This is a genomic window from Streptomyces sp. NPDC002619 (genome assembly GCF_042889305.1).
GTDB lineage: Bacteria > Actinomycetota > Actinomycetes > Streptomycetales > Streptomycetaceae > Streptomyces.
Map to the genome: position 1 here is coordinate 1 of NZ_JBIAQV010000067.1, position 25607 is coordinate 25607.

Sequence of the window (25607 nt, forward strand, 5' to 3'; positions counted from 1 at the left end):
GCAAAAGGCCAGGTCCGTCAGCCCACCCGCAAGACCACGGCGAAGGTCATCACCTTGCACCCGGCAGTACTTCACTGACTCAAGCAACGGCATTGTCCCGGCACTTCGAAGTGGAACCGGATCGAGCACCGGCTGTTCTCCCACATCACCATGAACTGGCGCGGCAGGCCCCTGACCAGCCACGAAGTCATCGTCCAGAGCATCGCCGCGACCACCACCAAGACCGGCCTGACCGTGCACGCCGAACTCGACACCAATCCCTACCCCACGGGCATCCAGGTCAGCGACGACGAGATCGCCGCCCTGCCGATCACCCGGCACCGCTTCCACGGGGACTGGAACTACACCCTCCACCCCCAGCATCCGCTGGACGCGACGGCGATCAACAGCACGCCAGACCAGGCACCGGCGAACAGACCGCCTCGCCTCACACGGCATTCGCTGCAGGACCCTGAACTGACCGGGATGACCCGCCAGCAGCTCAGCGAGCTCATCGACGCGCTGACTCCAACACTGGAGGTTCAACGCGAGCAAGTGCTCCGCACACGTCGCGGCCACGAGCGCCTGGTAGCCCCCGGCACAGGCGCCAAAGCCAAGCTCACCCCAGCCGACCGGGTCCTGGCCACCGTGCTCCACCTGCGCAAACTCGCCACCATGGACCTCCTCGGCCAACTCTTCGGCGTCACCGCGATGACCATCAGCCGCGCGAAACAGGAGGTCCAGCCACTCCTGGAAGCACACGGCCACCACATCAACACTTCTACCGCCCGCCTCCGCACACCAGCCGACGTCGCGACGTTCCTCGCTCCCGACTCCACCCAGACCAAGGTCAAAAAGACGAGTTAAAGATCTGCACGCCCTTAGAACTCCTAACAAAGTGGGAGGTTCCTTAGTCGCCGCCAGCAGATGATGCTGCAGGCCAGGCTGAGGAAGGCTTCGTGGATGTCGTCGCGTATTTCCCAGCGGATGCGTAACCGGCGGAACCAGTGCAGGAGTGCAAAGCTCTGCTCGACGACCCACCGGTGGACGCCCAGCCCTGAGCCGTGTTCGGTGCCGCGGCGGGCGATGACGGGGGTGATCCCGACGGCCCGGACCTGCTTGCGGTACTTGTCGTGGTCGTAGCCCCGGTCGGCGTAGAGCGCCTTCGGCCGTCGGCGAGGCCGTCCGCGTCGGCCGCGTACTGGCGGAATGGCCTCGATCAGCGGGATGAGTTGGGTGACGTCGTTGCGGTTGCCGCCGGTCAGCGATACTGCCAGCGGGATGCCGTGCGCTTCGGTGATCAGATGGTGCTTGGAGCCTGTTCGGGCACGGTCGACCGGGCTCGGTCCGGTTTTGGGCCGCCTTTCATGGCCCGCACGTGGGAGCCGTCGATCACCGCCCGGGACCAGTCCAGAGCGCCGGCGGCGTGCAGCTCGGCCAGCAGCGATTCATGCAGACGCTGCCACACACCCGCGTCGTTCCAGTCGCGCAGGCGCCGCCAGCAGGTCATGCCGGAGCCGAAGCCCAGTTCCTGGGGCAGGAACTCCCACGGAATGCCGGTGTAGAGCACGAACAGGATGCCCGACAGCGCCTTCCGGTCGTCCAGACGCTTGCGCCCCGGGTGATCCGTGCGACGCGGCACGACCGGCAACAACGGCTCGATCCGCGCCCACAGCTCATCGGACACGATCCACGGCAGCTGCTCACCCTTTCTCATGTGCAGGCTAACACCCCATCAGACACATACATTCCAAGGTAAGTTGCGGCATTCTGTTAGGATTTCTTAGCGAGTCGGGGTGGCCTCCCGTGCCCGCGTGGTGCCGCTGGCCTGCAAGGAAGCGCATCAAGATCATTACGTCGCCATTACGTGATCACTGTCATGGGGCTGCGTCGAGCCGCATCCGCCTGCACATACGCGAAGACCCCGGCCTCAGCGTTTCCGCTGGTGACGGGGTCTTTGGGCACCTCATAAGGGGTGCCCCCGGCAGGATTCGAACCTGCGCACACGGCTCCGTGGGCCGACGCGGTTCACCAGGTTTGCCCAGCTGAGAGGGCTTCGCCCGCTGTGGGCTGCCCGGCCATCCCACAGATACGCCGCGGGGCTGCCGCCGACCACCGCTTTAGGGGCGAGGTGAGGCGAGTACCGCTCTGACCTGCGGACTGTCCATGTGGGCGAGACCAGGGGTGAGTCATCCGCTGGCCACTGCCGTTCGCCGTGGCTCCCCGCTGAATCTGGCACGGATGTGGCACGGGGAGCTTCTGATGTTCCTCAACTTACCTTCATGGATGAGCACCTGCGCCGGTGCCCGAAGTACCGTCTCTGAGCAGGGGGAGGGCTGTCGTCGACTGTCGTCATCTGTCGTCGTTGGCCACCCTCGGACGGCCCACAGACGGCCCGGCCCAAGGCCTCGAAGAGCCTCTAGCGCTAGCGGCAGGGACCGCTAACGTTAGCGCCTCCGCTAGCGGCACATATGGCCTTTGACCAGCCTGGTGTGTGTCGGCAGGGTCGGGTGTGGAACCCGGGAAGCATGGCCGTAGGCATGGTATGGGGGAGCAATTGGACGGGGCAGGCGTTCGCCACGCTGCCGGACATAGACGCCTGCCATGCGGCCCTGCGCGACTCTCTCCGGCGCACTCGTGCCTGGCTCCCCTATGGCTGGGACTGCCTCGTGAGCCGCGCCGTGGCGGAGCTACAGGGGCGCATGAACACGGACGGCCGGGCGGCCGTGGAGGCGGGAAAGCGTTGGGACGCTGTGAGCGGGCCCGTATGGGTCTCTCTGCGCCCATGCGAGGGCAAAATGCGCGACTATGGCTGAAGAGGCTGTTTTGGTATGTGCCAGGGAGCCACAGATGGATGCCTCGGACGAACTCCTTCGAAGGCCTGACCCGTCGGCTCTGCTGGCGCTGAACGGTGCCATCCGCAGCCTCAATGCTGCGATGGCCACAGTGCTGGGCAGGCCGGCAGAGCAGTGCCTGGGACATGACTTCGGTGATCTGTTGCCCGCAAGCCAGCGGATGTCGGCCGAGAATCTCGTGGCCCACGCCGCCAGGACGAAGACGGTCCCGATGCGGGTGCTGGAGTTCCCCGGGCGAGGCGGAGCACCCGTGGCCTGCTTGATCGAGGCGCGCCCGGTGAAGGATCCCGCCGGTGACGAGCAGCTGGTCTGGGTGCACGCACTGGATGCGCGGAACGACCTGACGAGCCTGCTGATCCCGTTCCGGATGGCCACCGAGGCCGCCGACGTCGTCGGCCTGTGGATGTATTCAGCCCATGGCAACCGATTGGAGTGGCTCGGTGGCGCACCCGCCCTAGCCGCGACCTTCCCGGATCCCAATACTTACCTTTCTAAAGTGATCTCGGCAGTGCACCCTGACGACCAGGCGGCCCTGCGGCAGCTCCTGCGCCCGCCCACCGCCCAGTCCCCCTGGATCAGGTTGCGGTACCTCACCCCGCACGACGGCTGGCACCAACTGACCGTGCAGACCCGTCGGATCCAGTTGGGGTATGGCGGCCCCGAGCGGATCTTCGGGGTGGTCCGCGACGACACCAAGCAGGAGAAGCGCAGGAAGGAGGCGCAGGCCGCGCTGGCTGCCGAGCGACAGCGCGCCAAAGACACCGCCGACTTCTCCTCCGCCTTGATCAGTGCAGCCACGGAGCAGGAACTGCAGCAGGTCGTCCTGACCCGGCTCGCCGTGACCTTCGGCGCCAGCGGTGCCCTGCTCGCACTCGTCGACGAAGGCCGCCTGCACGTCTCCACCGACGCCGGGATAGGCATGCGCGAGGTCGGCGCCCTGCACGGCATGTCGTTGGACGCTCCGTGCCCGCTGCCCGAGGCGATCCGCACCGGCAAGCCGCACTTCATCCTCGACCGGGAAGAGTACATCCGCCGTTGGCCGCACGGGGCTGAATTTCCGCGGCTCGGCCGACTCGGCTCCGACTACGCCGTCTCGGTCATGCCCCTCATCGAGCCTGGCAATCAACCGCTCGGGGGATGGCTGGTGACCTACGGCAGCGGACACCGGCCGTCCTTGGACGAGCGGACCCTCATGGGTACGCTGGCCGACCTGGCAGGCCAGGCACTGAGGCGCATCAGGTCGCAGCAGGCACGAGTCGAGCTGGCCACGGCGCTGCAGCAGACCATGCTCCCCACGCTGCCCGAGCACCTCGCGGGCCTGGAGGTCGCCGCCCGCTACCGACCGAGCCGCGACGGGCTGGACATCGGCGGAGACTGGTACGACGCCTTCGTCATGCCCGACGGCACGGTCGCCCTGGAGATCGGCGACGCCCAGGGGCACGACGTGGACGCCGCCGCATCCATGGGACAGGTGCGCTCGTTCATGCGCGGGATCGCCGCCCACGAACCGGATCCCGCAACCGTGCTGACGCGCACCAACGAGCTGCTCGTCACGATGGGCGCGGCACGCTTCGCCAGCTGCACCATGCTGCATGTCGACCCGCGCGACGGACGGGTCACCGGCGCCAGCGCCGGCCATGTGCCGGTGCTGTACGCGTGCAGGGACGGCAGCCACAGCATCCGCGAGCTGCCGGGCGGACCGGTCCTGGGAGTCGTGCCCGACACCGACTACCGCGAGGAGACCTTCACCCTGGACAAGGACAGCGCGCTGGTCATGGTCACCGACGGCGTGGTCGAAGGACCGGGCCTCCCGTTGGAAGCCGGACTGGAACGGGCCGGAACACTGGCCGGCGCAGCCCTCCACGACGGACTGAACGCCGAGGAGACCGCCGACCGCATCCTCGACGCCGCGGTCGCGGTAGACCACCTCGACGACGTGGCCGTGCTGGTCATCCGACGCACGTGACTGCATCAAGCCGGCGGGGCGCCATCAATCGGTCGATGACGACGCCCCCACGCCAGCACAGGCTTTGAGATCCAGCCTCATCCCTATCAGGTCGATCACGGGGGTCTGCCAATGTCGACCAACGGCCCCTGCGCCTTGCTCGATCGTCCACTGAGGTCCGGGGCCGACCGCTGTTGTTCGTGCTTGTTGGTGTCAGTCGCTGGTGTCAGCCGTCGCACGTGGTCTTGACAAGGGCGAAGGCGCGTCTTGCCCAGTCCATGATCGACAGGTCCGGGTCGGGGTGCAGGGCTGGTAGCCCGATTCCAATGTCCATGGTGGCGCGTTCCTCGCGGGTCGGGCGTGCGTGGGGGCGTGTCCCGTCTCGAGCAGGTCCGTCCGGACGATCACGACTGCTGATCAGGCACTCGGAGACGGATTGAGCCGGGGCATGATCCGGTTGCTTGCCGCGGTTGCGTGGCGCAGGGCTATCGGCATGCGCCGCGGCAGGCTTGGGCTGTGGTAGCCAGGCGTGGACCGTTGATCAGGGTTGTCCGGAGTCGCTGTAGCGTCCTCCGGTGGACTGGTTCCAGACGCGTCGGTTGCTCATCTCGGAGATGTAGTCGACGTGTGCCTGCAGCGGCCAGGAGATCCGCTTCCAGTCGCCGATGACGTACGTCATGTTGTAGGGGCCTTCGGCCGGGGTGGTCAGGTATGTGGGCGCCACCTGCTTGTAGTAGGCCTCGACGGCCTCGGGGAGTTTGTCGGCACTGTCGGTGAGCAGCAGCGGGGAGTGGAAGCCGAGGTGGGACAGGGGCGCCGAGGCGACCGCGCCCTGCCAGTCGTCCCGCCTGACGAGGGTGAAGCCGTGGCCCGGCCCGGTGATGTTCCAGCCCACCATGCCCGCGGGGTCCCACATCTTGGCGAACGCGATGGCGGTGGTCTCCGGTGTGTTCTTCGGGGTCGCGTTGAAGTCGACGGGGTCGTCGTTGGTGATGCGTTGCACGGAACCGTAGGCATTGAGCTTCTTGGCGACGGCGGAGGATATCTGGTCCGGTCCGCCCCACAGGTAGATCTTGGCCCGGCCCATGCGCCGCTTGAGCGCGGTGACGGTCTCCGGCGGGATGCCGTCCCGGGTGACCCACAGGATTGCGGTGGGCATGTGGGAGGACCAGTGGGTGGCGGGCAGGGCGTACTCCCAGGAGTCCATGGACGCGATCATCACGTCCATGATTGCGCCCCCTTGGCTGCCGCTGTTACCCATCTGCGGTACGCCGGTGTCCGGGTTCTGGATGCTGCCGTAGACACGGTCGACGGCGTCGGCGAGCGCGGGGATGGTGGGCGCGGTGATGCTCTGGAAGGTCATGCCGATGGCCTTGAGCTGCGCCTGGACAGCCGGGTTGGCCGCCGCGCCCACCAGGAAGGCGTCGATGTTGTGGTGGCGGCTGATGCCCGTGTCGCCCAGGCGCTTGAGCTCGTTCAGAGTGACCTGGGGGATGCCGGTCTTGGTGACGTAGAGGATGGGCGCGTCGTCGGGGAAGTGGATGAGAGGGACGGCGGTGATGCCCGTCAGCGGATCGTCGGTGGTGATCAGGGTGACGGCCCAGGGCCGGTCGGGGACGTTGTCGTTCTCCCCCGGGGCGTTTTCCGGGAGCGCGGCCGGCCAGATGTGCTGCGTGACGGACACCGCCTCCTGGAAGGGGTCGGAGCCGTAGAGCCGCTGGGTGGTCTTGGTGCCGATGGTGGGCACCAGGGTGGGCGCCTCGGGTGGCGGAGGGACCCGGAAATCGCCGGTGCCGGTGGGCCGGCCGAAGGGGTAGCGGTTCGGGTCGGGCGGTGTGGGACCTGCGGCAGGGAGCGCCGTCACCAGCGTGGTGGCCATCAGCGCCGCTCCGCCCGCCAGCAATGCCGTCCGCGTCCGTATCGGTATGCGCCTGGGGAGTATGCGGCCGGGCCGCAGGTGTCGTGTCACCAAGAGAACAGTCTCCTCACCCTGGGGGGTGCCCCAGTGCTGGACCGGGAGTGCGGCGCCGCTGTCCACCCACCCAACGTCCCCGTAAACGAACTCCGCCGAAAAGGAGGGCCCGATGTCCGGCTGGGCGGTCCAGTCCCTCGGCGGGAAGCACACCGCAGCTCTGTCAGGTCCCAGCATCAGCGGATCAGTGCCCGCCGTCGCGCCTGGACGGACATACGAGTGATCCGGGACTGATCGCCCAGGTGCCAGGGACGCTTGCAACGGCGGCGAGCTGGGTGTCTGGTGCCGTGGGAGGGCCGGTTCAGCCTGTCCCTGCCGAACCGCCGGTCCCGCCTGTGCCTCCCCTACCGTCGCTTTCGTGGTCCTCGCAGAGCTGGGAGAGCTTTATCCAGGGCTAGCAGCTCTGCCAGAGCTCGATCATGAGGTTGGCGGAACGGCTTTGGGCTGGAGTTTCAATGACCCAGTCAAGCGCCGCCGCGCTCGGATCCTGGTGCACCAGTTTGGAAGACGCCGTATGCGGATCGTGGCTGACCTGCCAAGTCCCTGACCTGGTCCGGAGCGCGACTGTCGCCGCTGTTCCCCGTGAGTCTCCGGAAGAGCCCGCCGGACCGGGCACGGAACGGGCACGCCCACCAGAACCTCCCCCAGGGTGCTTAGTGGCCAGCGATTCGCGCCAGCCTCATAGCCCCGGTCACAAACGGACGACGATCAAGGCAATGTCGTCGCGCCCACCGCCGGTGAGGCCGAGGCGGGTCAGCACAGCGTCGGCGAGGTGCTCTGCACTGAGCCCGCTGCACGCGGCGAGCACGGCGGTCAAACGGGCCAGGCCAGTATCAATGTCTTCGTCACGGCGCTCGATCAAACCGTCGGTATACAGGACGAGCGTGTCGCCGTGGACGTAGGCCATAACGGCCTGCGGGCGGGGGATGTGCTCGGGCCGGGCGGCCAGGGGCGGGTCGGTGGCCTGGTCCAGCAGATCGCAGGTGCCGTCGGCGTGCAGCAGGACGGGCGGCAGATGCCCGGCACTGCTGTAGATCGCCAGAAGACCGTGGGTGTCGATGAGCACCTGGACGGCAGTGGCGGCGAGCGCCCCCTCGACCGAGCGGGCATAGAGCCCCAGCACCTCCAGCGCCTGCGCCGGCCCGTGGACGGCCCGGGTCGTGGCGCTCAACGCGCTGCGCAGCATGCCCATAACGGTCGCAGCCATCAGCCCGTGGCCGACCACGTCCCCGACCGCGACAGTGAAGCGGTCCCCGCCCAGGTCGACCACGTCGTACCAGTCGCCGCACACGTTCAGTGATCGTGTCGCTGGCAGATAGCGCACGGCGACGTCCTGGTGCCGGGCGAGGTCCGGTGACTGGAGCATGGCCTCCTGCAAGGCGACGGCGGTCCGCCGCTCACGGGCATGGGCTTGTCGCAGTTCCTCGTTCAGCCGCTGCAGCTCCCGCGCCCGTACGTACAGCTCTGCCTCCATGTCTTCTTCCCACTCGCCAGTGCCTGGCGGGCGGTGGGCGGCCTGGCGAGCGTGAACGTACGCCGTCATGTCCTGCACCCGGTGGATGATCCACATCACCTCCCCGTTCGGCCCGAGAACGGGGGTGTTGACCGGGGACCACCACCGCTCTTCGAACATGCCTGTGTGGCCGGTGATAGGGATGTCGTACCTCTGCAACGCCATGGTGTCCTCGTGCCCGGCGGATAAGACTCGGTGCAGTGACGTGCTCAGATTCTGCATCCCATCGGCATCGGGGTCGGCAGGGTTGTCCGGGAAGGCGTCGAAGATGTGCTGCCCGACCAGCTCCTGCTTCGTTCGCATCGTCATGCGAAGGTAGGACGGGTTGGCATCGACGATCACCAGGTCCGTGCCCAGCACCAGGCACGGGCTCGGAATAGCGGCGAACAGCGCCGCGTAATCGATCTTCGGTGCCGTCATCCTGCCACTCCCTCGGGGAGTGCCTACGTTTCCAATGTACGAAGCGTCCAGCGCCCCCGCGCCCGCTAATCGCACTCGAGGTCGGCGGAGCGACTTTGGCCGGGAGCTGCTTTGGCGCGAGTGATCATGGCCCCGTAAGCTTCCGGCGCGTCGGGCAGTCTGTGGACCTGCCCGGTAAAGCACGACGTTGGGGCCATGATCTTCGAGGCTCGCGCCAAAGTGGCTGGCTAAAGTCGTGGAGCCGACCGCCCCAGCCACGACGTGTTCTGACCTCATGCTCCGTGTGCCTGCCTCCTGGGCGGGAGCGGGCGGCCGGCGGTGCCGAGCGGGGCGGAGACATGAGCGCGGGCGCCGCCGGCCGCCCGCGCCCGCCCGGAGGAGCGAAGCGACGACGGGTGCTTGATGAGGTAGAGAAACCTGTAACAGCATCACTTCATGGTCGTCTGTTCGACGATCCAGGCACGGTATGCCGGGGCCGCGTCATCGATCAGTGTGGAAACCACGCAAGGCACTTCGTACGGGTGTTCCCGCTCGGTACGGGCGATGATCTGCGGGACAAGCTCCGCCCGCGTGTGCAGCGTGACGTGCGCCTCGCCGATGTCGTGCACCTCGTCGCGCCACCGGTAGACAGACCGAATCGCCGGAATGATGTGGCTGCCCGCACAGAGCCGGTCTTCGACCAGAGACTTCGCGAACGCAGCCAGCCACTCCACGTCGGGGGCAGTGATCCTGCGCCGGCGGGGCCGCCATGGGCTACCACCGGGCCGGCTTCGCCGTGGACGGCTGCGACATCGCCGACCGCCCCCGCTACCCCTTCCCCTACCACCGCGGTGACGCGCTCGAATACCTCGCCCGCCTGATCGCCACCGGGGAGATCGAGCGGTACACCCTCGCCCACGCCTCCCCGCCCTGCCAGGGCAAGTGCGGGCTGACCGTGGGCACCAACGCCTCCCAAGGCTGGGGCGGCACCCACGAAGACCTCGTGGCACCCACCCGCGACCTGCTGGACCGGTCCGGCCTGCCCTACGTGATCGAACAACCCAACGGCCGCGCGGAGATCCGCAAAGACCTCACCCTGTGCGGCGAGATGTTCGGCCTCGGCGTCCTGCGCCACCGCAACTTCGAACTCGGCCGCTGGGCCACCGCCCGCCCGGCCCACCCTCGACACCGGGGCTACGTGCGCGGCCACCGCCACGGCGTCCGCCGTGACGGCCCCTATGTCGCCGCCTACGGCAAGGGCGGCGGCAAGGCCACCGTGCCCGAGATGCAGCACGCCATGGGCATCACCTGGACCGACGTCCACGAGGAACTGACCGAAGCGATCCCGCCCGCCTACACCCGGTGGATCGGCCGCGCCTTCCTGACCAGCCGGCAGGAGGTATTCGCGTGACCGACACCGCCACCGCGGCGGGCCTGGACACGGCCACCCTGGCCGACGTGCTCAGGGTGGCCGGCTCCGGCGACTTCGACCGCTGGCAAGAACAGATCCGCCGTACTGGCGGCTGTGCCGACCCCATCCGGCTGGTGGGTGCGACCAAGACGATCGACCCCGCGACCGGCACCGTCCTGCACCACTACACGACCGAGCACGAACCGGGCGGCATGCTCCGCGTCGCGTGCGGCAACCGCCGGGCCTCCCGCTGCCCGGCCTGCGCCTGGACCTACGCCGGCGACACCTACCACCTCATCCGCGCCGGCCTGACCGGAGACCCAGACAAGGGCACCCCGCACACCGTGCGCGATCACCCCCGGGTCTTCGCCACCCTCACCGCCCCCTCCTTCGGCCCCGTCCACAACCGCCCCGCCAACCGGCCCTGCACCTGCGGTATCCACCACTCCGAGGACGCACCCGAACTCGGCACCCCGCTCGACCCGGAGGCGTACGACTACGCGGGCGCCGTGTTGTGGAACAACCACGCATCCGACCTGTGGCGCTACTTCACGATCTACCTGCGTCGTGAGATCGCGCGACGTGCCGGGCTCACCCAGAAGGCCGCTTGGGAACAGTCGCGCGTTTCCTTCGGGAAGGTCGCCGAGTACCAAAAGCGCGGGGCCGTCCACTTCCACGCCGTGATCCGCTTCGACGGACCTGAGGGGCCGGACACCCCGCCCCCGGCCTGGGCCACCCTCGACCTGCTCACCGACGCCATCCACGCCGCCGCCGCCCGCGCCGCGGTCGACGTGCCCCCCGCTGGCGACCAGCCGGCCCGCAGGCTGCGGTGGGGGACGCAGCTCGACGTCCAGCCCATCGGCGCTTTCGGCAATGGGGAAGAGATCACCGAACAGGCAGTGGCCTCCTACGTGGCCAAGTACGCGACCAAAGCCGCCGAGACGACCGGCACCGTGGATCGCCGGATCGGCAACAAGGAAGCCCTCACCCTGCTCGGCGTGCCGGACCATCCGCGCCGCCTGATCGAGGCGTGCCTCGACCTCCACGCGCTGTACCCGGACCGGAAGTTACGGGACTGGGCCCACATGCTCGGCTTCCGCGGCCACTTCTCCACCAAGTCCCGCCGCTACTCCACCACCCTCGGCGCCCTGCGCCAGGTCCGCGCTGACTACCGCGCCGCCCAGCAACGTGCCGCCCTCGGCCTGCCCGACCCCGACGACCACCCGGAGGCAACCACGCTCACCCTCGCCCACTGGGCCTACGCCGGCCACGGCTACACCCCCGGCGAATCCTGGCTCGCTGCCAACATCCGCCGCGACATCCAACTCAACCGCGAAACCGCACGCGAAGCCCTACAAGACCAATGCGACTCGGGGGGAGAACTGGCGTGAAAGACGAACTGGTGACCGTCGCGGAGATCTGCACTGAGCTCAAGGGTATTTCACGTCGGACCTTCTATCGGTGGCGCGAATTGCAGGATGCTCCGCAGGCCTTCAAGTTGCCGAACGGCGAACTGAGAGTATGGCGGAGTGACTTCACCGCGTGGCTGCGACAGCGAGAAGGGGTTGCCGCGTGAAGTCTACGGATGTTCGCGTCTGGTCGATTCGGCAGAACAAGAGTGCTACGAAACCTTCGTACGAAGTCCGTTGGAAAGTGAGCGGTCAGCCCTTTTCGCGGACGCGCAGGACGAAAGCTCTGGCTGACGCCTTCCGATCGCAGCTCGTACGCGCTGCTCGCGGCGGCGAGGAATTCGACACCGAATCCGGCTTGCCGGACTCGATGGTTGAAAAGGTCGAAGCGCCCCCGGCACTGACCTGGTACGCCTTCGCATTGAAGTACCTTGGCATGAAGTGGCCGCATGCTGCCCCGAAGCATCGGGACGGCATCAATGAGGCGTTGACAGCCGTGACCATGATGATGCTGGACGAGCGCGCCGACCGTCCGCCAGCGGCGTTGCTTCGTGAAGCCCTGCGCCACTGGGCCTTCGTCCTGCCAGGGCCGCTGGAGCGAGAGGTTCCCACGCACATCGGGAACGCGCTGCACTGGGTGGCCAAAGCGTCCATGCCGGTGGCCAGCCTCAAGGATCCGGTTCTCGTTCGCTCCGTTCTCGACGCGCTGAAACTCAAGCTTGACGGCACTGCGGCTGCCGCTGAGACCGTACGGCGGAAGAAGAACACCTTCGTCAACGCTCTCCAATACGCCATGGATATGGGGGAATTCAGTGAAAATCCGATGTCTTCCGTCAAGTGGCAGAAACCGAAGGTGGTCAAGGAGGTAGATCCCCGAGTTGTCGCCAATCCTCGACAAATGAACTCGATCCTGGATTCCTGTACGTACGTTGGAAGTTACCGTCGGGCTCGTGGCCGTCGATTGGTCGCCTTCTTCGGTGGCATCTACTTCGGCGCGTTCCGTCCGGCCGAATCCGCTGCGGTCTCGGTTCTGGATCTGCGGTTGCCGGATGAGGGGTGGGGTCTCGCGAACCTGCACCGGACTCGTCCTTCAGCGGGCAAGCGATGGACGGACAACGGCGAAACACACGACGACCGTGGGCTGAAGAACCGGCCCGAAGAAGAGGTGCGTCCCGTCCCGATCCCGCCGCAGCTCGTCACGATCTACAAGTGGAGCATCGACACATTCGGCACGGCGGACGATGGCCGGGTGACCTTCAACGAGCGCGGGGGAGTGGTGGGCTCCTCCACGTACGACCGCGTGTGGCACGAGGCTCGTGAGCTGGCGCTCCCGCCAGAACAGGTGAATTCGCCACTGGCGAGACGGCCGTACGACGCTCGTCACTCGGCGCTGACGGGTTGGCTGAACGCCGGGCTCGATCCCGTCGAGGCTGCCTGGCGGGCCGGCAACAGTGTTGAGGTGCTGCTCGCTCGGTACGCCAAGTGCATGGACGGACGGCGCGAGATCGGGAACAGCCGGATCGAGGGCTTCCTTCACGAGTACGAGTGAGGCGCGTCGGTGGTCGCCGACGGTACTCTTCAGGCCCCTGGGACTACCCGGGGGCCTTCGCCTTTCCTGGGTCTCACCTGCGGAAACGTCCCAAGATCCATCCCGTAAATACGCCGCGAGTGCCGTCATGAGGCTGCTCACGGTGGCACACGCCTGCACATACGCGAAGACCCCGGCCTCAGCGTTTCCGCTGGTGACGGGGTCTTTGGGCACCTCATACAGGGTGCCCCGGGCAGGATTCGAACCTGCGCACACGGCTCCGTGGGCCGTGGGCCGTTACAGGTGCGCCGTCTGGCGTCTGATCGCCCAAGGCGTCACGGCCGCCGGTCCGTCCCGGACCGCATCCGGGCTGCGCACTCCGCAAGCAGCGCTGACGGCTCCGTCAGGAACGCCGGGTGACCTGGCGAGGCCCATACATCAAAAGGCCCGCCGACGCACCGTTGTGCTGGGGGGAGAAGGCCTACCTCATTCGTACCACGTCGAGCGACGCCGTAATGGGTGACCGATACCGAGGGCGGCCGGGTGGCGGGGCTGCGCCGGCCGGTCGGCGGGGTCGTTTCGGACACCTGGCGGATGTTGCAGGGGGAGACTTTCACTGACCCTGGAGCACATGAGCCACGACGCGGCGTCGGCCGTTTCACCCGCTGCCAGGACATCCTGCACGCCGCCACCGCACCAGCTCAACTGATCAAGTAGTCGTCGCTGGGCCCACACCATTCGGAGTCATGCCGGGCCAAGAAGGAGGTCGGTCTTATGACGATCCGCCTGACGTTTATGTGTGCGCCCAGCGGTGACGCCACCCTGGATCCACTCCTCGGTGACGCTCCCCTGAGTGAGCGCAGCCTGCGTATGGCACGCGCCGCGAGAGCAGCGCTCCCTCCCCATGGGCCGACCGTCCGGGCGCCCTCGATCCGTTGCTCGCAGACCGCCGACGCCCTCGGCCTGAAGGCAGCGTCCGAGCCTGCGCTGCGCGATCTCGACCTCGGTAAATGGCGCGGTCGCACCGTCGACGACGTCGCCGCGACCGAGCCCGACGGGTTCAACGCCTGGCTCACCGATCCGGATGCCGCACCACACGAAGGTGAGTCCGTACGTCGGCTCTGCCGCCGAACGGCGGACTGGCTGAGCAGCGTGGAGCCCGACACGGGCCACGCAGTGGCCATCACCGAAGCGGCCATTGTGCGGGCCGCGCTCATTCATGCTCTGGGCGTGCCGGCAAGAGCCTTCTGGCATCTCACGGTGCCACCCCTGTCCGCGATCTCCCTCACCTGGCGGGGTTGCTACTGGGACGTCCGGCTCGGCTACGTCACTCCCCAGGAGGCCCAGCGACGGGCCCTCTTGCGATCGGAGACGTTGGTACGCCCCGAGAGCGATCAGTCCGCGTCGCCTCACCTGGGCGGTGAGAAACGATCAAGTTCCTTCCGGGAAACGATCTTCGCCAGTTGCGGGTAGGCCCTGACCAGCGCATTCCGTCAACTGCGGTATTTTTCTTCGGAATCCAGCCCAGGCGCTGGCGTACCCGGGTTGCTCGTTGAGGTGGCTATCGACGACTGGCGTTGCCTCGGATTCGCCGCGTGGGGCTGTGGCGTGATGGGAAAGCCCCGGCTGGACGGGGGAGACCAGCCGGGGCCGTGAGTGGTGACGTGCGGAGGGCGGTCGCCTCTCGGCGGAAGGCTCCATGGGGCTTCAGCCGGACGATCGTCCCCATGGGCTGTTGGTGAGGCCCGGGGACACTGTCCCCTCCGCAGCCACGTATATAGGTGAACGGTCAACCGTCCCGGGGTGTTCCTGGCCCGTCGCCTCCTGCCGTGGTGAGCTGCGGCACAGGCAGGGCTCAGTCGACGAAGTCGGCAACCAGGGTGGCGAATTCGTCTGGTGTGGCCAACCGGATGCCGAGGGTTTCGGCCTTGGCGCGCTTGGATCCGGAACCCTCTCCGGCGACGACCAGGGTGGTCTTCTTGGAGACGCTGGAGGAGGAGCGGCCGCCGGCGCGTTCGATGAGTTCGTTCATCTGGTTGCGGCTGAGCTTCTCGAGGGGGCCGGTCATCGAGCCGGTGACCACGACCGTCATCCCGGCCAGCGGCCCGCTCACGGCATCCGCGGCTTCCGCATCGACGACGGCGGCGTCGCCGGTCGTGGGCGCGGGCGGGGTGGCGCCGGGTTCGGTCATGTTCACCCCGGCGGCGGCGAGTTTGTCGATGAGCGGGGCGAGGTCGGCGAGTTCGGCGACGATCGAGGGGGCCTTTTCGGTGCCGATGCCCTCGACCTGCTGCATCGCTTCGGCGTCGGCGGCGCGGATGTTGTCCATGGTGGCGAAGTGGCGGGCGATGCGGCGGGACATGGAACGTCCGGTGCCGCGGACCCCGAGCGCGCACAGCACCCGCGAAAGCGGCTGGTCCTTGGCCGTGTTGATCGCGGTGAGCAGGTTGTCGGTGCTGGTCTCGCCCATCCGTTCCAGGCCCAGGAGCTGGTCGCGGGTGAGGGCGAACAGGTCGGCGAGGTCGGCCGCGAGGCCGGCGTCGACGAGCTGGACGACGCGGGTTTGGCCGAGGCCTTCGATGTCGAGCTGGTCGCGGCCGGCGGCGTACGACAGGGCGGCGACCAGGTGGCAGTTGCGGCCGTTCTCGCAGCGCCAACGCTGCTCGCCGGTGTCGATGCCGGCCCCGCAGCGCGGGCATGTCTCGGGAAAGGCGATGGGCTGTTCGTCGCCGGTGCGCAGGTGGGCGACGGGGGCTTCGATGCGGGGGATGACATCGCCGGCTCGATGGACCATGACGTGGTCGCCCAGGCGCAGGTCGCGGCGGGTGATGTCGGCGGGGTTGTGGAGGGTGGCGTAGGTGATGGTGGAGCCGTCGATCTCGACCGGCTCGAGGACGGCCCTGGGGGCGATGATGCCGGTGCGGCCGACGTTCCACTCCACCTCCAGCAGCCGGGTGATCTTCTCGACGGCGGCCAGCTTGTAGGCGATCGCCCAGCGCGGGGCGCGCGACCCGGACCCTGCGGCCTGCTGATCGGCGGCCAGGTCGGCCTTGATGACGATCCCGTCGATCCCGAACGGCAACTCGGGCCGCAGGACGGCGATCTCCTGCACCCGCGCCAGCACCTGCTCGACCGTGGCGGTGGTGATACCGGGCACGGCAGTTGCGGTGGTGGTGTTCACCCCGAACGTGGCAGCCTGCGCCATCAGGTCGCTGTGCGCGAGCCCGCCCAGCCGTGCGGCGAGCGCCGTCTCGGTGCCGGCCACAGGCAGCAGGCCGTACCCGAAGAACGTCATCGGCACCGTGTAGGCGCGCTCCTTGGCGCGCAGCGTGCCCGCCGCGGCACCACGCGGGTTCGCGAACGGCTGCCCACCGTGCGCGATACGGACCTCGTTGGCGTGTTCGAACTGGGCAGTGGTCATCAGGACTTCGCCGCGCACCTCGATGGTCACCGGCTCGGACAGCGTCTGAGGCAGGCCCTCGATGGTGCCGATCGCGTGCGAGACGTCCTCCCCGGTCGTCCCGTCACCACGCGTGATCAGCTGTCTCAGGCGGCCACGGGTGTAGCGGGCGGCGATCGCCAGCCCGTCCAGCTTCGGCTCGACACTGAACCGCTCGACGTCGTGGCCGATCCTGCGGGCCAGCGAGGCGGTCCAAGCGGTGAACTCCTCGGGGGAGAAGACGTTGTCCAGGCTCAGCATCGCCACCGTGTGCGGCACATCGCCCTCCACGGCGCCGCCGGCGACCTTCCCGGTCGGCGAGTCGGGCAGCACCTGGTCGGGATGATCGGCCTCCCACGCTGCGATGCCGCGCACCAGCCGGTCGTACGCGTCGTCGTCCAGCACCGACGTGCCGCCCGCGTAGTAGGCGGCCGACGCCTTCACCGCGTCCTCGACCGCCTGCGCGTAGGCGACGGCATCCACGATCACTGCTGCAGGTGTTGTCATGCCTGCCATCCTGCACGCCACCACTGACAACGCCCCGGGGCCAAGCATGCGGGGGGGCCACGAGGGGGAGCTGTCGGCCGCCCATGCGCCGAGAACTGGATACCAGGTCGGCGATCGGGGTCTTCCCCACGCCAGGCCGGCCGACGCCCACGACCACCACCGGCCGCTACTGCCGCACCGCGCACGGGTCGCCGCCGGGAGGACGGCCTGGCGCAGGACCTCGAGGCTGTCCTGGCCGGACAGCACCGTCGGGTGCCCGCCCCAGCCCGTCGCCGCAGGGCGGAGCACTGGTCGATCCACTGCTGCAGGACCGCCGCCATGGCCGTCTCGTCGGGCACCGCCGTCATGCCGGAAGCCAGCCCACCGTGCGACCTCGCTCTCGCCTCAGACGGCGAGGGCGGCGGCCCGGCGTCGGCCCCTTCTGCGGGACGGCTGAACGCCGCTGCTTCCTCGTCTCTGCGTCTGTGTGAACCCGGCCGTACGACAGTGGCCGCCTCGTCGGCTGGGCCCGTCCGTAGGAGGACAGGCCCGGCCGCCTTCCGGTTGCGATGCGGACCGGAGCGGCCGAGCTGTTGTCGGTCGTCGTGTCAGTCGTTGTCGTTGTACAGGGCCGAGGGACGGGTGACGCAGGCGATCGGGAGGAATCCCCAGCCGAGGTTGGGGTCGCGGATCACTGCGGCCTGGCCGTCACGGGTGGTGAAGCGGTACATGACCGTGCCGGAGGGCGCGCCCGCAGAATCCGCCCAGTTTCCGCCGTTGGAGGTGAAGTCGGTGCCGTGGAAGTAGTTGTAGTAGAGCGTGCAGCCTGTGTTCGCGGGGGAGGCGGTGCCGTCGCCGGTCGCGTGCGCCGGGGCGTTGAAGTCCCGGCCGATGGTGAGCCGGTGCGACAGCGTGCTCTTGGTCGTGTCGGAGCAGGAGTCGCTCACGCTGCGGACGAAGACGCCCATGGAACCGGGCATCGCCCAGCCGCACATGTTGAGCCGGGTGATGGCCCGGCCGTAGTGCCAGTTGGCGCTGGTGGTCTGCTCGTTGTCGAATTCCCAGCCAGACAGGGAGCGCCCGAGGTAGTAGCCGCTCGGCTTGTTGACGATCCAGCTGCCGCCGCCGGCGATCGGTGCGCCGGTGCTCGGGGAGTTCGCGGTCTGGATCTGCCAGACGTTTCCGGCCAACGCGGGAGAAGAGGCGACGGCGGTGAGTGCGGCGGCCACGGCCAGTGGGGCAAGGCGGCGCAGGGTGCGCGCGATGCCGAGGTGGTGGAGCATGCGTACTCCTTTCGACTGATGGACGTTCGACCGTGGTGCTGCGGCCGGGGGCCTCAGCAGAACCAGCCGTCCTGGACCCAGCCGTGGCGGTTGATGTCGCCGTATGCGAAGCCGTACGCCCAGCCGCTCTGCTTCTTCTCCACCAGGAAGGTCTGGCCCTTGTAGAGGGTGCCCATCCAGGCGCCGCCGGGGTCGGTACGGACGTACAGGTCGTTGGCGCACACGGTCTCCCGGACGCCGACGGTGCCGTTCGAGTAGGCGAGGGCCGGCCCGGCGCCGATCAGGACCGCGGCGCTCACCGCGGCGGCGACGGCGGCCGCACGGCCGGCACGGAGTACGGACATCGGAATCCTTTCGCTGTCGTTGCAGGTGGACACGGGGCTGTCGCAGCTCACCAGGAGTCGTAGCCGCCGATGCACTCGATGCGCACGTAACCCCAGTCGTTGGGGCCGTAGTCGAAGGTGGCAGCCCATCCGTTGTAGACGGGGTGCACGCCCTGGGTGTGCCCCACCTTGTTGCCGTAGGTGAGGGTGCGCAGGTAGCCGGTGGGGCCGGAGGCGCTGTTGTAGTTGGCGTAGAAGCTCGCGGTCTGGCACACGATGACCGCGTGCTGCGGCGGGACGTCGGCCCTGGCGGCGGACTGCTGCAGAGCGACCGTGGCGACGACGGCGGCCGTCACCGTGAGGGCCTTGTTGAGGGACTTCACGGATCGTCAACTCCTTGAGATACGGTACGGGTTGAGGCGCGTGAACGGACCGCGATCACACGGTGCCGCTTTCCCACCACCAGGAGCCGGAGCCGTAGGAGGGGTACTGGACGCGGCTGTCCACGTGCTGCCAGGAGTGGGTGTAGGCCTCGAGGCCCGAGAATCCGCAAGTCTCGGCGATCTTGTAGACCTGAAGGGTGGTGTGTCCCGAGACCACGATGTCCGCGGCGTCGCCGTACACGTGCATGCTGTTGGAGGCACCGCCCACCGAGGCGTTGTAGGAGGTGCTGCGGAAACCGGAGTTGATGGTGATCGCGCTGTTGCCGGCCTTTTTGCGCACGGCCTCGAGCTTGTACATCAGCCGGCGCACGTTCTCCTTGACCTCGGCGGAGCCGACCTTGCCGCCGCTGAAGCCGGAGCCGTCGTGGGAGTAGAACTCGCTCCACTCGAAGTGCGCGGTGGAACCGTCAGCGCTCTCAAGGCTGTTGAGTACGCTCTGGGTCTGCGGGCCGACGACGCCGTCCGCGGTGAGACCGTACGCGGACTGGAACCGTCTGGCCGCGTTGTAGGTGGCCGGGCCGAAGTCGCCGTCCCACGCGACGTAGGTCTGCTGAGCGCTGGATGCGGCCCAGCCGCCGATGCGGATCTGCAGTTCCTTCACATCGGAGCCGGTGGAGCCCTGCTGAAGGGTGCGGGTCCATCCGTAGGCCGAAGCGCGTGAGGCCGACCCCAGGTTGACGGCTGCCGCCGTACCGAGGGCGACCGTCAGGCCGAGCGCGCCGCGGAGGAGGGCGCGCCGGTCCGGGCCTCGGCCGGCGTCTGCTGCGGTGTTCATGAGCATTCTCTCCTCGATTCGGGAAGTCCTGCCGGTGAGAACGTGCTGACCGTCCCAAGATGCGGGCAGGTCAGGCGACAAGTGCCTGTCAGGCGTCGGATCCAGCGAGCGCACTGCAGCGTGCGGCCAGGATCCGCCGGTAGTTGGGTCCATGACAACGCGTGGAGGGGCTACGCGGGTAGAGTTCCAGCGGTTAATTCATGGTTAAGGACTCGCCTTTGACCAACAGACCGAGGAGCGGGGGGACTTTGCGCTGAGCTCCTTGAGCGTTGCCTCCTCAGGGTGAGGAGGACAGCTGTCTCGCCTTCGGCGACATGCCGGAGTGCCCACGCCACTGCCCGGGTCGCCGCGCGGCTGGAGGAGCGGAACGCCCTGCGACCTGGGCTGGGCCGCGACCGCGCGACCCTACTGCACCGGACCCCGTCGCGGACGGCCGGTCCGGTCCAAGGCAGCGCACCGGCGCTACCGCGCGGGATTGCGGGGCGCTGCCGCGCACCCGGGCGGTCCTGCCGGTGCAGCGCGAACGGCTCGCCGGCGCCCTGGCCCGCCCCGACCACCACGTCGAACAGCTCGTCTGGCGCTGGTCGGCCCCCTGGATGCGACCCGTTTCGACGCGGCCTGGCAGGCCGTCGGCGCCTGCGAGAGCGTGCTGCGCACCGCGTTCGTCTGGGATCCCCGCCCGCGCGCCGTCGTCCACGAGCACGGCGGCCCGGAGGTGGTCCGCCACGGCTGCGGTACGGCCGCCCGGCGCGCGCTGCTGCGTGCCCGCGAGCGTGCCCGCGGCTTCGACCTGCGGCGACCCGGACTGCTGCGGGTGGCGCTGCTGGACGGGCCGGAACCGTGTACGGACGTACTGGTCACCTATCACCGTGCCCTGCTGGACAGTTGGAGCGTACGGCTGCTGATGCGGGAGTGCTGCCGCGCCTATCTGGTCGGCGGGCTGCTGCCCGGATGCGAGCGGCGGCCCGACTTGGGGGACTGCGCTGGCTGGGCGAGCAGGACCTCGGGCCGGCCCGCGACTTCTGGGGATGGGTTGTCGCCGAGCATCCGGATCAGGCCCCGCAGAATGGCCCCTGGTTCAACAACGAGGCCGGCGGGGACCACACGGCCCGGTCAGGCCGAGGGGCAAGGGCGTCGGCACGGGAGCCCTCGGCGGGTGTGTCAGGCGGGTGGGCAGCCGAACCAGTTCACCGTGCTGTTCTCGGAGGTGTAGCCCAGGCACCTGATGGTTCTGTCGTGCAGGGTCTCGGTCCGGTCGACTCCGCCATTCAGATGCTCCGTCTTGTAGTGGGTCTGTACGAGGGTGTCGATCTCTACGGTGTACCAGCGGCGCTTGGTGTTCGGGATGCTGCACCGGTGGCTCGTCACGTTGCGGCTGGGCCCGTCGCTCCAGATGGCCTGTTCGGCGCGGTCGCAGTGCGCGCTGTCGGCGGCGCCGGCGGTGCCGACGCCGGTGCCGAGCAGGGTCGTGGCGCCCGTGGCCACCGCCGCGGTAACTCCGAGCAGGCGCTTCAGGGTGAGGTTCACCGATTGGTCCTCCTGCCAGCTGTGGTGACGGCCGGGAGTCGCCATGTCATCGTGGAGTGATCATCACGCTTATCCGGGATGTCTGGCCCGGCAGCCGACGGCGCAGTCACCCGACCCGGTGACGTCGGTGATGCCAATGCAGTAGGCCGCGGTCACACCCCCGACCGGCCCTGGAGCGAGCTTCGGTTCGTGCCCGGGGCGCCGCGCCATGCTGGCCGCCGCCGACGGCCGACGAGCCCTCACGGTGTGGAAACGAGTCTGGTGAGGGGGCTCCCGTTGACGCCGAAGAGCTGAGCCAGCAGATCTCGTGTGCCGAGTTTGCGTGATGGGGCACGGTGGCCAGGACCCGGTCGGACGTGGTCAGTTTGTGCTTTGCGCCAGCCCCGTGTGCGTGGTCGCCGTAGCTGGCTCTTCACCCGGACGCAGCCCGACGCGGCCCGCTCGGCGTCGGCACCCGACCGTTGACATCCCGCCCCGCCCCCGGGCTGGTCAGGTTTGCCGGGCGTGTACCGGGCTGTTGGCGATCTCGTCCGGGCACTTCCGGTGCGGCCGGCGCATACGCCGGTCGCGTTGCCAGTCGAACGTTGCGAGGGCCAGGGACGCCACCATGCCCACGAGGGCGGCGCCCAGCGCGGTGACGAGAGCGGTTCGATAGTCGTTGTTCCTGCCGAGCACAAGATAGAAGAGGCCGGGCAGGGCGGCGGTGCCCACCGCGGCGCCAAGCCGCTGCCCGGTCTGGAGGGCGCCGCCGGCCGCGCCCGCCATCCGTACCGGCACGTCCCGCAGAGTCATGGTGATGTTGGGGGAGACCACGAAGCCCCCGCCGATGCCGCCCAGGAACAGGAGCGGCGCGGCGGCCCAGGGAGCGATGTCGAGAGGCACGTAGCGGATCAGCAGCGCGGTGCCGCCGATGCCGACGATCACGCCCATGACGCCGCATACCGTGAGCAGCCGGCCGAGCCGGTCCACCAGTCGACCGGCAACCACGGCTGCGCCTGCCGAGCCGACGGCGAAGGGCGTCACGGCGAGGCCGGATTCGAGCGGGGAGAAGCCGCGGCCGTGCTGATAGAAGAGGGCGAATACCAGCCAGATGCCGCTGAAGCCGATGAAGTACAGCGTGCCGACGCCGGCGCCGATGGCGTAGCCGCGCAAGGTGGTGAACAGGCGGGGGTCGAGCAGCGGCTGGGCGTCCCGGCCGACGAGAAGGAGCTGCCACCGGGCGAAGCCGGCGAGGATCGCGGCGCCGACGACGAACAGCCACCACAGACGGCCGATCCCGCCGGAGTCGGCCTGGACCAGCGGGTACATGACTGCGAAGACGCCGAGGCCGAGGAGCAGGACGCCGGGCAGGTCCACATGTCCCCGGCCGGACCGCCCGACGCGGGGCAGCAGGTGGCGGCCGAGCAGGACGGCGAGGATACCGATGGGGACGTTGACGTAGAAGATCCATCGCCAGCCCTGGCTGCCGGAGGCCAGGGCGAGGATGACCCCGCCGGTGATGGGGCCGGCGGCGGAGGAGATACCGACGGTCGCACCGAAGAACCCGAAGGCGCGACCGCGTTCGGCGCCGCGGAACATCTGCTGGATCAGCGCGGAGTTCTGGGGGGCCATGAAGCCGGCTGCCAGGCCCTGGGCGAGGCGGGCCACCACCAGTAGCGTGATGTCGGGGGCCGCTCCGCAGGCCGCGCTGCAGATGACGAAGGCGCTGAGGGCCAGCAGGAAGATTCGGCGGCGGTCCAGGGCGTCGCCGAGGTGCCCGGCGGTCACGAGGGCGAGGGCGAAGGTGAGGGCGTATCCGGACACCACCCACTGCACCTGCGCGGGGGAGGCGTGCAGGTCGCGCTGGATTGTCGGCAGAGCGACAGCGACGATCGTCACGTCGAGCAGGCTCATGAACCCGGCCACCAGGGTGACCCACAGGGCCCGCCACCGGTGCGGATCCGGCTCGTATCCGGTTTCCTGAGGACCGTCACCCAGGCCGCCTGCCGCTGACGATGTCACACGGGCTCCTCTCACCGCAGCAGCGCTCAGACGAATCAAGTTCCCCACCGGGACTCGGGCACACACCGCGGCCTGTAACCGGAACATTTCAGCGCAAGCTCCGCCTGGACCCGATCCCGGCCGGGGCGGCGCGGCGGAGCTCTGCGGCACCGGACAGTGGAGCGCCGTCGCACGACCTGATGAGCCTCGTGCCGTACTCGATCAGGACCGGTACGGGCGGCGGGGGGTCACGGGCCCAGTGGCCAAGTGGGTCACGGCGCAGGCCACTCAGTTCCGCCCACGCCTGGTTCAGGGGGCGATGGTCGCGCCGTGCCCTTCTGCGTGATTGTCGCGGGGCGGGAGGCTGTTGGAGGGGTCCGGGCCGACCTGCACACCTGCCGTGAGCCGCCCCCTGCGGCCCGGCTCGGGCTCGCTGGAGTCCGCGGTCCGGATGGTGTAGGTGTCAGCTGCCACTGCGGTCCTGTGCTGTCGGGACCGTGTCGGGCGCCCGGTCCGTCGAGGCCGTGGACGGCTCGGCGGCGGTGGGGGGCATCCAGGCACAAGCCAGGCAGCCGCCGATCAGGGCGGAGATCAGTCCGAGGAAGAGGCCACCGAAGTTCGCGACGGGAAGGGAGATCAGGGCGAGCAGTAGGGTGGCAATCCCGGCGAACATGCGAAGGTGGGGGCGATACCAGAGGGTGAGCCCCAGGGTCATGAGCAGAATCCCGATGATCAGGGATCCGGCACCGGACGTGGTCGACAGGGCCAGCGGAAGGCCGCCCAGGTCCAGGTTCGCGTACGGCCAGTACAGGATCGGCAGGCCGGCCTTGAACGTGAACAGCCCGGCCCAGAAGGGGCGTTCACCACGCCAGGTGGTGAATCTGCACCGGGCGTCAGCCGCTGGGACGCGCAGTTTGCGTTGTCTGCCGAAGAAGTTGATGATCATGCGTCTTGTCCTGATCGTGGTGCGTTGTGTGCGCATCGCGCGCGGGGGGTGGACGTGAGGAGTGGGTGCACGCTCGCCGGCACGAGCGTCAGAAGCATTCGTGTTGGCCTTGCCTGATCTGCGCGCGCAGACCGGGAATGCTGAAGGTGCCGGCAGAGACCGCGACCGCGGTCCAGTGGACGTTGGTCAGGGTGGCCGATACGGCCTGCTGGCCCACGCCGTTGGCGTCGAAGAATTTCGAGTCCCTGTCCCCGGGATTGATCGGTCCCTTGGTGATCTCGCCCTGCGCGACGCCGATGTCGAGACTCCTGAAAACCGCCTTGTCGGCCGTCTGATTTGTCGCGTCGATGAACAGGTTCGAAGCCTCGACCGGCTCTTCACGGCCGCCGGTGAACCTCGCCGTAAACGGGCCGAGCACCGGGATGTCAACCAGAACGGACTGGCACAGCTCTCTGATCGTCGCATACCGAGCCCCGGTGACCGTGACGGGCACGAGTTCCCGCTTCCTGGTCACGTCGACCATGCCGTAGATGCTGACTCCGCGGGCGGCCAGAGTGCCCGTGGCGACTTGGAATTCCTGGCCGGAGACGAAGAACGACGCGGCGAGTACTCCCTGTGCCATGGCGATACCGATGGTTGCGCACGCTGCGACGCTGGGGATCAGGAACACCGCGAAGCGCTTCCAACAGGTTCTGCCTGCGTGGCGCGGCATCCCGTCTCCTTCGGTCGTCGGGTGGGCCCGCCCGTGCCAGGAAGGGTGGACGATGTCCCGGTCCGGTGACGGATCCTAGGCTTCCGCGCATGGCAACCGACTGCACGTCAGGTCAGCCGTACGGGTGACGCAACTTCTGTTGGGCCTTTCGGGCGACGCTCAGCCCTTTCCAACCTGAGGTGCAGACAGGGATGTTGGCCTGACAGACGGACGAAGCCCCATCTAGTACTCCAGTGCGACTTCGTGATCTACCCCGAGGAGGGCGCGAGGAGCCGCCTTCGGTAGTGGCAGCGACGGGCGATGCTCTGGTGGCGTCTCCGCCAGTCTGACCAGCGCAGCAGGCTGTCTGGGGATGTGTTCGGTGAGTTCAACAGTGCCCCGAGTAGGTGGCGGATCTCCGGGACGGTCAGGTCTATCGGATCGGTGCTGCGGACTGGGCGGTTGGGCTTGGCCGATCTCGTCGGTGCGGCCTCAGCGGCGAGAGCGGCCAGGAAAGCCAGCACGAGCATGGCCAGGGTGATGTGCCGGTGCCAGGCGGTCCAGTGGCGGACCTGGTAATGGCCCAGTCCGGCCTGCCCCTTCGCGGCCTGGGTAGGGTCGGCCGCGCGGCGAGGTGCCAGGTGTGCTGGTCCTTTTCCGCGCGGCCTCCCTCCGAACCGGACGGGCCCGCTTTCCAGGCATC

Annotated in this window: 21 protein-coding genes, 1 tRNA gene and 3 pseudogenes; 8 read left to right on the forward strand and 17 right to left on the reverse strand. The window is 68.5% G+C overall.

Translation table 11 applies throughout. The features are described from left to right. Positions 1-96: 96 nt before the first annotated feature. Positions 97-846: pseudogene (locus ACFYXB_RS41760) on the forward strand (transposase family protein); the annotation flags it as partial. Positions 847-869: 23 nt separating this feature from the next. Here ACFYXB_RS41760 and ACFYXB_RS41765 read toward each other — a convergent pair. Continuing rightward, positions 870-1696 (reverse strand): IS5 family transposase gene (locus tag ACFYXB_RS41765; protein WP_389590402.1). Its coding sequence is split into 2 segments (ribosomal slippage): positions 870-1336 and positions 1336-1696, totalling 828 coding nucleotides; the frame shifts between segments, so codons are not numbered across the junction. A 1133-nt stretch (positions 1697-2829) separates the two neighbouring features. Between ACFYXB_RS41765 and ACFYXB_RS41770 the strand changes: the two genes are divergently transcribed. Further along, complete coding sequence (locus tag ACFYXB_RS41770; RefSeq protein ID WP_389590404.1) at positions 2830-4800, forward strand: SpoIIE family protein phosphatase; 1971 nt, start codon at positions 2830-2832, stop codon at positions 4798-4800. 520 nt (positions 4801-5320) lie between these two features. Here the strand turns inward: ACFYXB_RS41770 and ACFYXB_RS41775 are convergent. The 3 genes from ACFYXB_RS41775 to cutA all read right to left on the reverse strand — a co-directional run bounded on the left by ACFYXB_RS41775 (position 5321) and on the right by cutA (position 9397). After that, positions 5321-6658 carry a hypothetical protein gene (locus ACFYXB_RS41775; protein WP_389590406.1) on the reverse strand — a complete coding sequence of 446 codons (1338 nt, stop codon included), beginning with the start codon at positions 6656-6658 and terminating at the stop codon, positions 5321-5323. Between the two features lie 784 nt (positions 6659-7442). After that, on the reverse strand, positions 7443-8684 hold the full coding sequence (locus ACFYXB_RS41780; protein ID WP_389590408.1) for a SpoIIE family protein phosphatase: 1242 nt from the start codon (positions 8682-8684) through the stop codon (positions 7443-7445). 428 nt (positions 8685-9112) lie between these two features. After that, positions 9113-9397: a divalent-cation tolerance protein CutA gene (gene cutA, locus ACFYXB_RS41785; RefSeq protein ID WP_389590409.1), complete on the reverse strand. Its 285-nt coding sequence runs from the start codon at positions 9395-9397 to the stop codon at positions 9113-9115. 35 nt (positions 9398-9432) lie between these two features. Here cutA and ACFYXB_RS41790 point away from each other — a divergent pair, with 35 nt between their 5' ends. Genes ACFYXB_RS41790 through ACFYXB_RS41805 form a run of 4 tightly spaced genes read left to right on the forward strand, consistent with a single transcriptional unit; the run spans position 9433 to position 13032 of the window. Next, the gene (locus ACFYXB_RS41790) at positions 9433-10074 is read left to right on the forward strand and encodes a DNA methylase (protein ID WP_389590410.1); all 642 of its coding nucleotides are present in this window, start codon (positions 9433-9435) and stop codon (positions 10072-10074) included. After that, complete coding sequence (gene repSA, locus ACFYXB_RS41795) at positions 10071-11465, forward strand: replication initiator protein RepSA (protein ID WP_389590411.1); 1395 nt, start codon at positions 10071-10073, stop codon at positions 11463-11465. Before ACFYXB_RS41790 ends, repSA begins: the two co-directional genes overlap by 4 nt. Then, positions 11438-11650, forward strand: coding sequence for a helix-turn-helix transcriptional regulator (locus tag ACFYXB_RS41800; RefSeq protein WP_389590413.1), 213 nt, complete (start codon positions 11438-11440; stop codon positions 11648-11650). The genes repSA and ACFYXB_RS41800 overlap by 28 nt, the downstream gene beginning before the upstream one ends. After that, the gene (locus tag ACFYXB_RS41805) at positions 11647-13032 is read left to right on the forward strand and encodes a site-specific integrase (RefSeq protein WP_389590415.1); all 1386 of its coding nucleotides are present in this window, start codon (positions 11647-11649) and stop codon (positions 13030-13032) included. The genes ACFYXB_RS41800 and ACFYXB_RS41805 overlap by 4 nt, the downstream gene beginning before the upstream one ends. A 224-nt stretch (positions 13033-13256) precedes the next feature. Here the strand turns inward: ACFYXB_RS41805 and ACFYXB_RS41810 are convergent. Next, positions 13257-13328 (reverse strand) — tRNA-Arg (locus ACFYXB_RS41810). Between the two features lie 457 nt (positions 13329-13785). Between ACFYXB_RS41810 and ACFYXB_RS41815 the strand changes: the two genes are divergently transcribed. After that, entirely contained in the window at positions 13786-14484 is a 699-nt protein-coding gene (locus ACFYXB_RS41815) for a histidine phosphatase family protein (RefSeq protein WP_389590417.1), read from the forward strand. A gap of 382 nt (positions 14485-14866) precedes the next feature. Here the strand turns inward: ACFYXB_RS41815 and ligA are convergent, their stop codons facing one another. The 5 genes from ligA to ACFYXB_RS41840 all read right to left on the reverse strand — a co-directional run bounded on the left by ligA (position 14867) and on the right by ACFYXB_RS41840 (position 19760). Further along, positions 14867-16957, reverse strand: a complete 2091-nt coding sequence (gene ligA / locus ACFYXB_RS41820; protein WP_389590419.1) for an NAD-dependent DNA ligase LigA — start codon at positions 16955-16957, stop codon at positions 14867-14869. Between the two features lie 587 nt (positions 16958-17544). Continuing rightward, positions 17545-18219, reverse strand: coding sequence for a hypothetical protein (locus ACFYXB_RS41825; protein WP_389590421.1), 675 nt, complete (start codon positions 18217-18219; stop codon positions 17545-17547). 53 nt (positions 18220-18272) lie between these two features. After that, entirely contained in the window at positions 18273-18563 is a 291-nt protein-coding gene (locus ACFYXB_RS41830) for a hypothetical protein (RefSeq protein ID WP_351365622.1), read from the reverse strand. Between the two features lie 47 nt (positions 18564-18610). Beyond that, positions 18611-18925: a hypothetical protein gene (locus ACFYXB_RS41835; protein WP_351365619.1), complete on the reverse strand. Its 315-nt coding sequence runs from the start codon at positions 18923-18925 to the stop codon at positions 18611-18613. A gap of 55 nt (positions 18926-18980) precedes the next feature. After that, entirely contained in the window at positions 18981-19760 is a 780-nt protein-coding gene (locus tag ACFYXB_RS41840) for a D-Ala-D-Ala carboxypeptidase family metallohydrolase (RefSeq protein WP_389590424.1), read from the reverse strand. Between the two features lie 322 nt (positions 19761-20082). Between ACFYXB_RS41840 and ACFYXB_RS41845 the strand changes: the two genes are divergently transcribed. Next, positions 20083-20973: a condensation domain-containing protein gene (locus ACFYXB_RS41845; protein ID WP_389590426.1), complete on the forward strand. Its 891-nt coding sequence runs from the start codon at positions 20083-20085 to the stop codon at positions 20971-20973. Here ACFYXB_RS41845 and ACFYXB_RS41850 read toward each other — a convergent pair. The 7 genes and pseudogenes from ACFYXB_RS41850 to ACFYXB_RS41880 all read right to left on the reverse strand — a co-directional run. Continuing rightward, positions 20922-21287 carry a hypothetical protein gene (locus ACFYXB_RS41850; protein ID WP_389590428.1) on the reverse strand — a complete coding sequence of 122 codons (366 nt, stop codon included), beginning with the start codon at positions 21285-21287 and terminating at the stop codon, positions 20922-20924. The two genes, ACFYXB_RS41845 and ACFYXB_RS41850, sit on opposite strands and share 52 nt — an antisense overlap. 251 nt (positions 21288-21538) lie before the next feature. Beyond that, positions 21539-21678 (reverse strand): annotated as a pseudogene (locus ACFYXB_RS41855) (IS5/IS1182 family transposase); the annotation flags it as partial. Between the two features lie 98 nt (positions 21679-21776). Beyond that, entirely contained in the window at positions 21777-23288 is a 1512-nt protein-coding gene (locus tag ACFYXB_RS41860; RefSeq protein WP_389590429.1) for an MFS transporter, read from the reverse strand. A 288-nt stretch (positions 23289-23576) separates the two neighbouring features. After that, entirely contained in the window at positions 23577-23741 is a 165-nt protein-coding gene (locus ACFYXB_RS41865) for a hypothetical protein (protein ID WP_389590430.1), read from the reverse strand. After that, positions 23731-24213, reverse strand: coding sequence for a DUF6114 domain-containing protein (locus ACFYXB_RS41870; RefSeq protein ID WP_389590432.1), 483 nt, complete (start codon positions 24211-24213; stop codon positions 23731-23733). The genes ACFYXB_RS41865 and ACFYXB_RS41870 overlap by 11 nt, the downstream gene beginning before the upstream one ends. A gap of 88 nt (positions 24214-24301) precedes the next feature. Continuing rightward, complete coding sequence (locus ACFYXB_RS41875) at positions 24302-24925, reverse strand: DUF6230 family protein (protein ID WP_389590433.1); 624 nt, start codon at positions 24923-24925, stop codon at positions 24302-24304. 248 nt (positions 24926-25173) lie between these two features. Continuing rightward, positions 25174-25607 (reverse strand): annotated as a pseudogene (locus ACFYXB_RS41880) (hypothetical protein); the annotation flags it as partial.

Excerpts from the sequence above, each read along its gene's own strand:
- ACFYXB_RS41770 (WP_389590404.1), top strand. The coding sequence starts at position 2,830 with ATGGATGCCTCGGACGAACTCCTTCGAAGGCCTGACCCGTCGGCTCTG.
- ACFYXB_RS41775 (WP_389590406.1), bottom strand. The coding sequence starts at position 6,658 with ATGGCCACCACGCTGGTGACGGCGCTCCCTGCCGCAGGTCCCACACCG.
- ACFYXB_RS41780 (WP_389590408.1), bottom strand. The coding sequence starts at position 8,684 with ATGACGGCACCGAAGATCGATTACGCGGCGCTGTTCGCCGCTATTCCG.
- ACFYXB_RS41790 (WP_389590410.1), top strand. The coding sequence starts at position 9,433 with ATGGGCTACCACCGGGCCGGCTTCGCCGTGGACGGCTGCGACATCGCC.
- ACFYXB_RS41800 (WP_389590413.1), top strand. The coding sequence starts at position 11,438 with ATGCGACTCGGGGGGAGAACTGGCGTGAAAGACGAACTGGTGACCGTC.
- ACFYXB_RS41815 (WP_389590417.1), top strand. The coding sequence starts at position 13,786 with ATGACGATCCGCCTGACGTTTATGTGTGCGCCCAGCGGTGACGCCACC.
- ligA (WP_389590419.1), bottom strand. The coding sequence starts at position 16,957 with ATGACAACACCTGCAGCAGTGATCGTGGATGCCGTCGCCTACGCGCAG.
- ACFYXB_RS41825 (WP_389590421.1), bottom strand. The coding sequence starts at position 18,219 with ATGCTCCACCACCTCGGCATCGCGCGCACCCTGCGCCGCCTTGCCCCA.
- ACFYXB_RS41830 (WP_351365622.1), bottom strand. The coding sequence starts at position 18,563 with ATGTCCGTACTCCGTGCCGGCCGTGCGGCCGCCGTCGCCGCCGCGGTG.
- ACFYXB_RS41840 (WP_389590424.1), bottom strand. The coding sequence starts at position 19,760 with ATGAACACCGCAGCAGACGCCGGCCGAGGCCCGGACCGGCGCGCCCTC.
- ACFYXB_RS41870 (WP_389590432.1), bottom strand. The coding sequence starts at position 24,213 with ATGATCATCAACTTCTTCGGCAGACAACGCAAACTGCGCGTCCCAGCG.
- ACFYXB_RS41875 (WP_389590433.1), bottom strand. The coding sequence starts at position 24,925 with ATGCCGCGCCACGCAGGCAGAACCTGTTGGAAGCGCTTCGCGGTGTTC.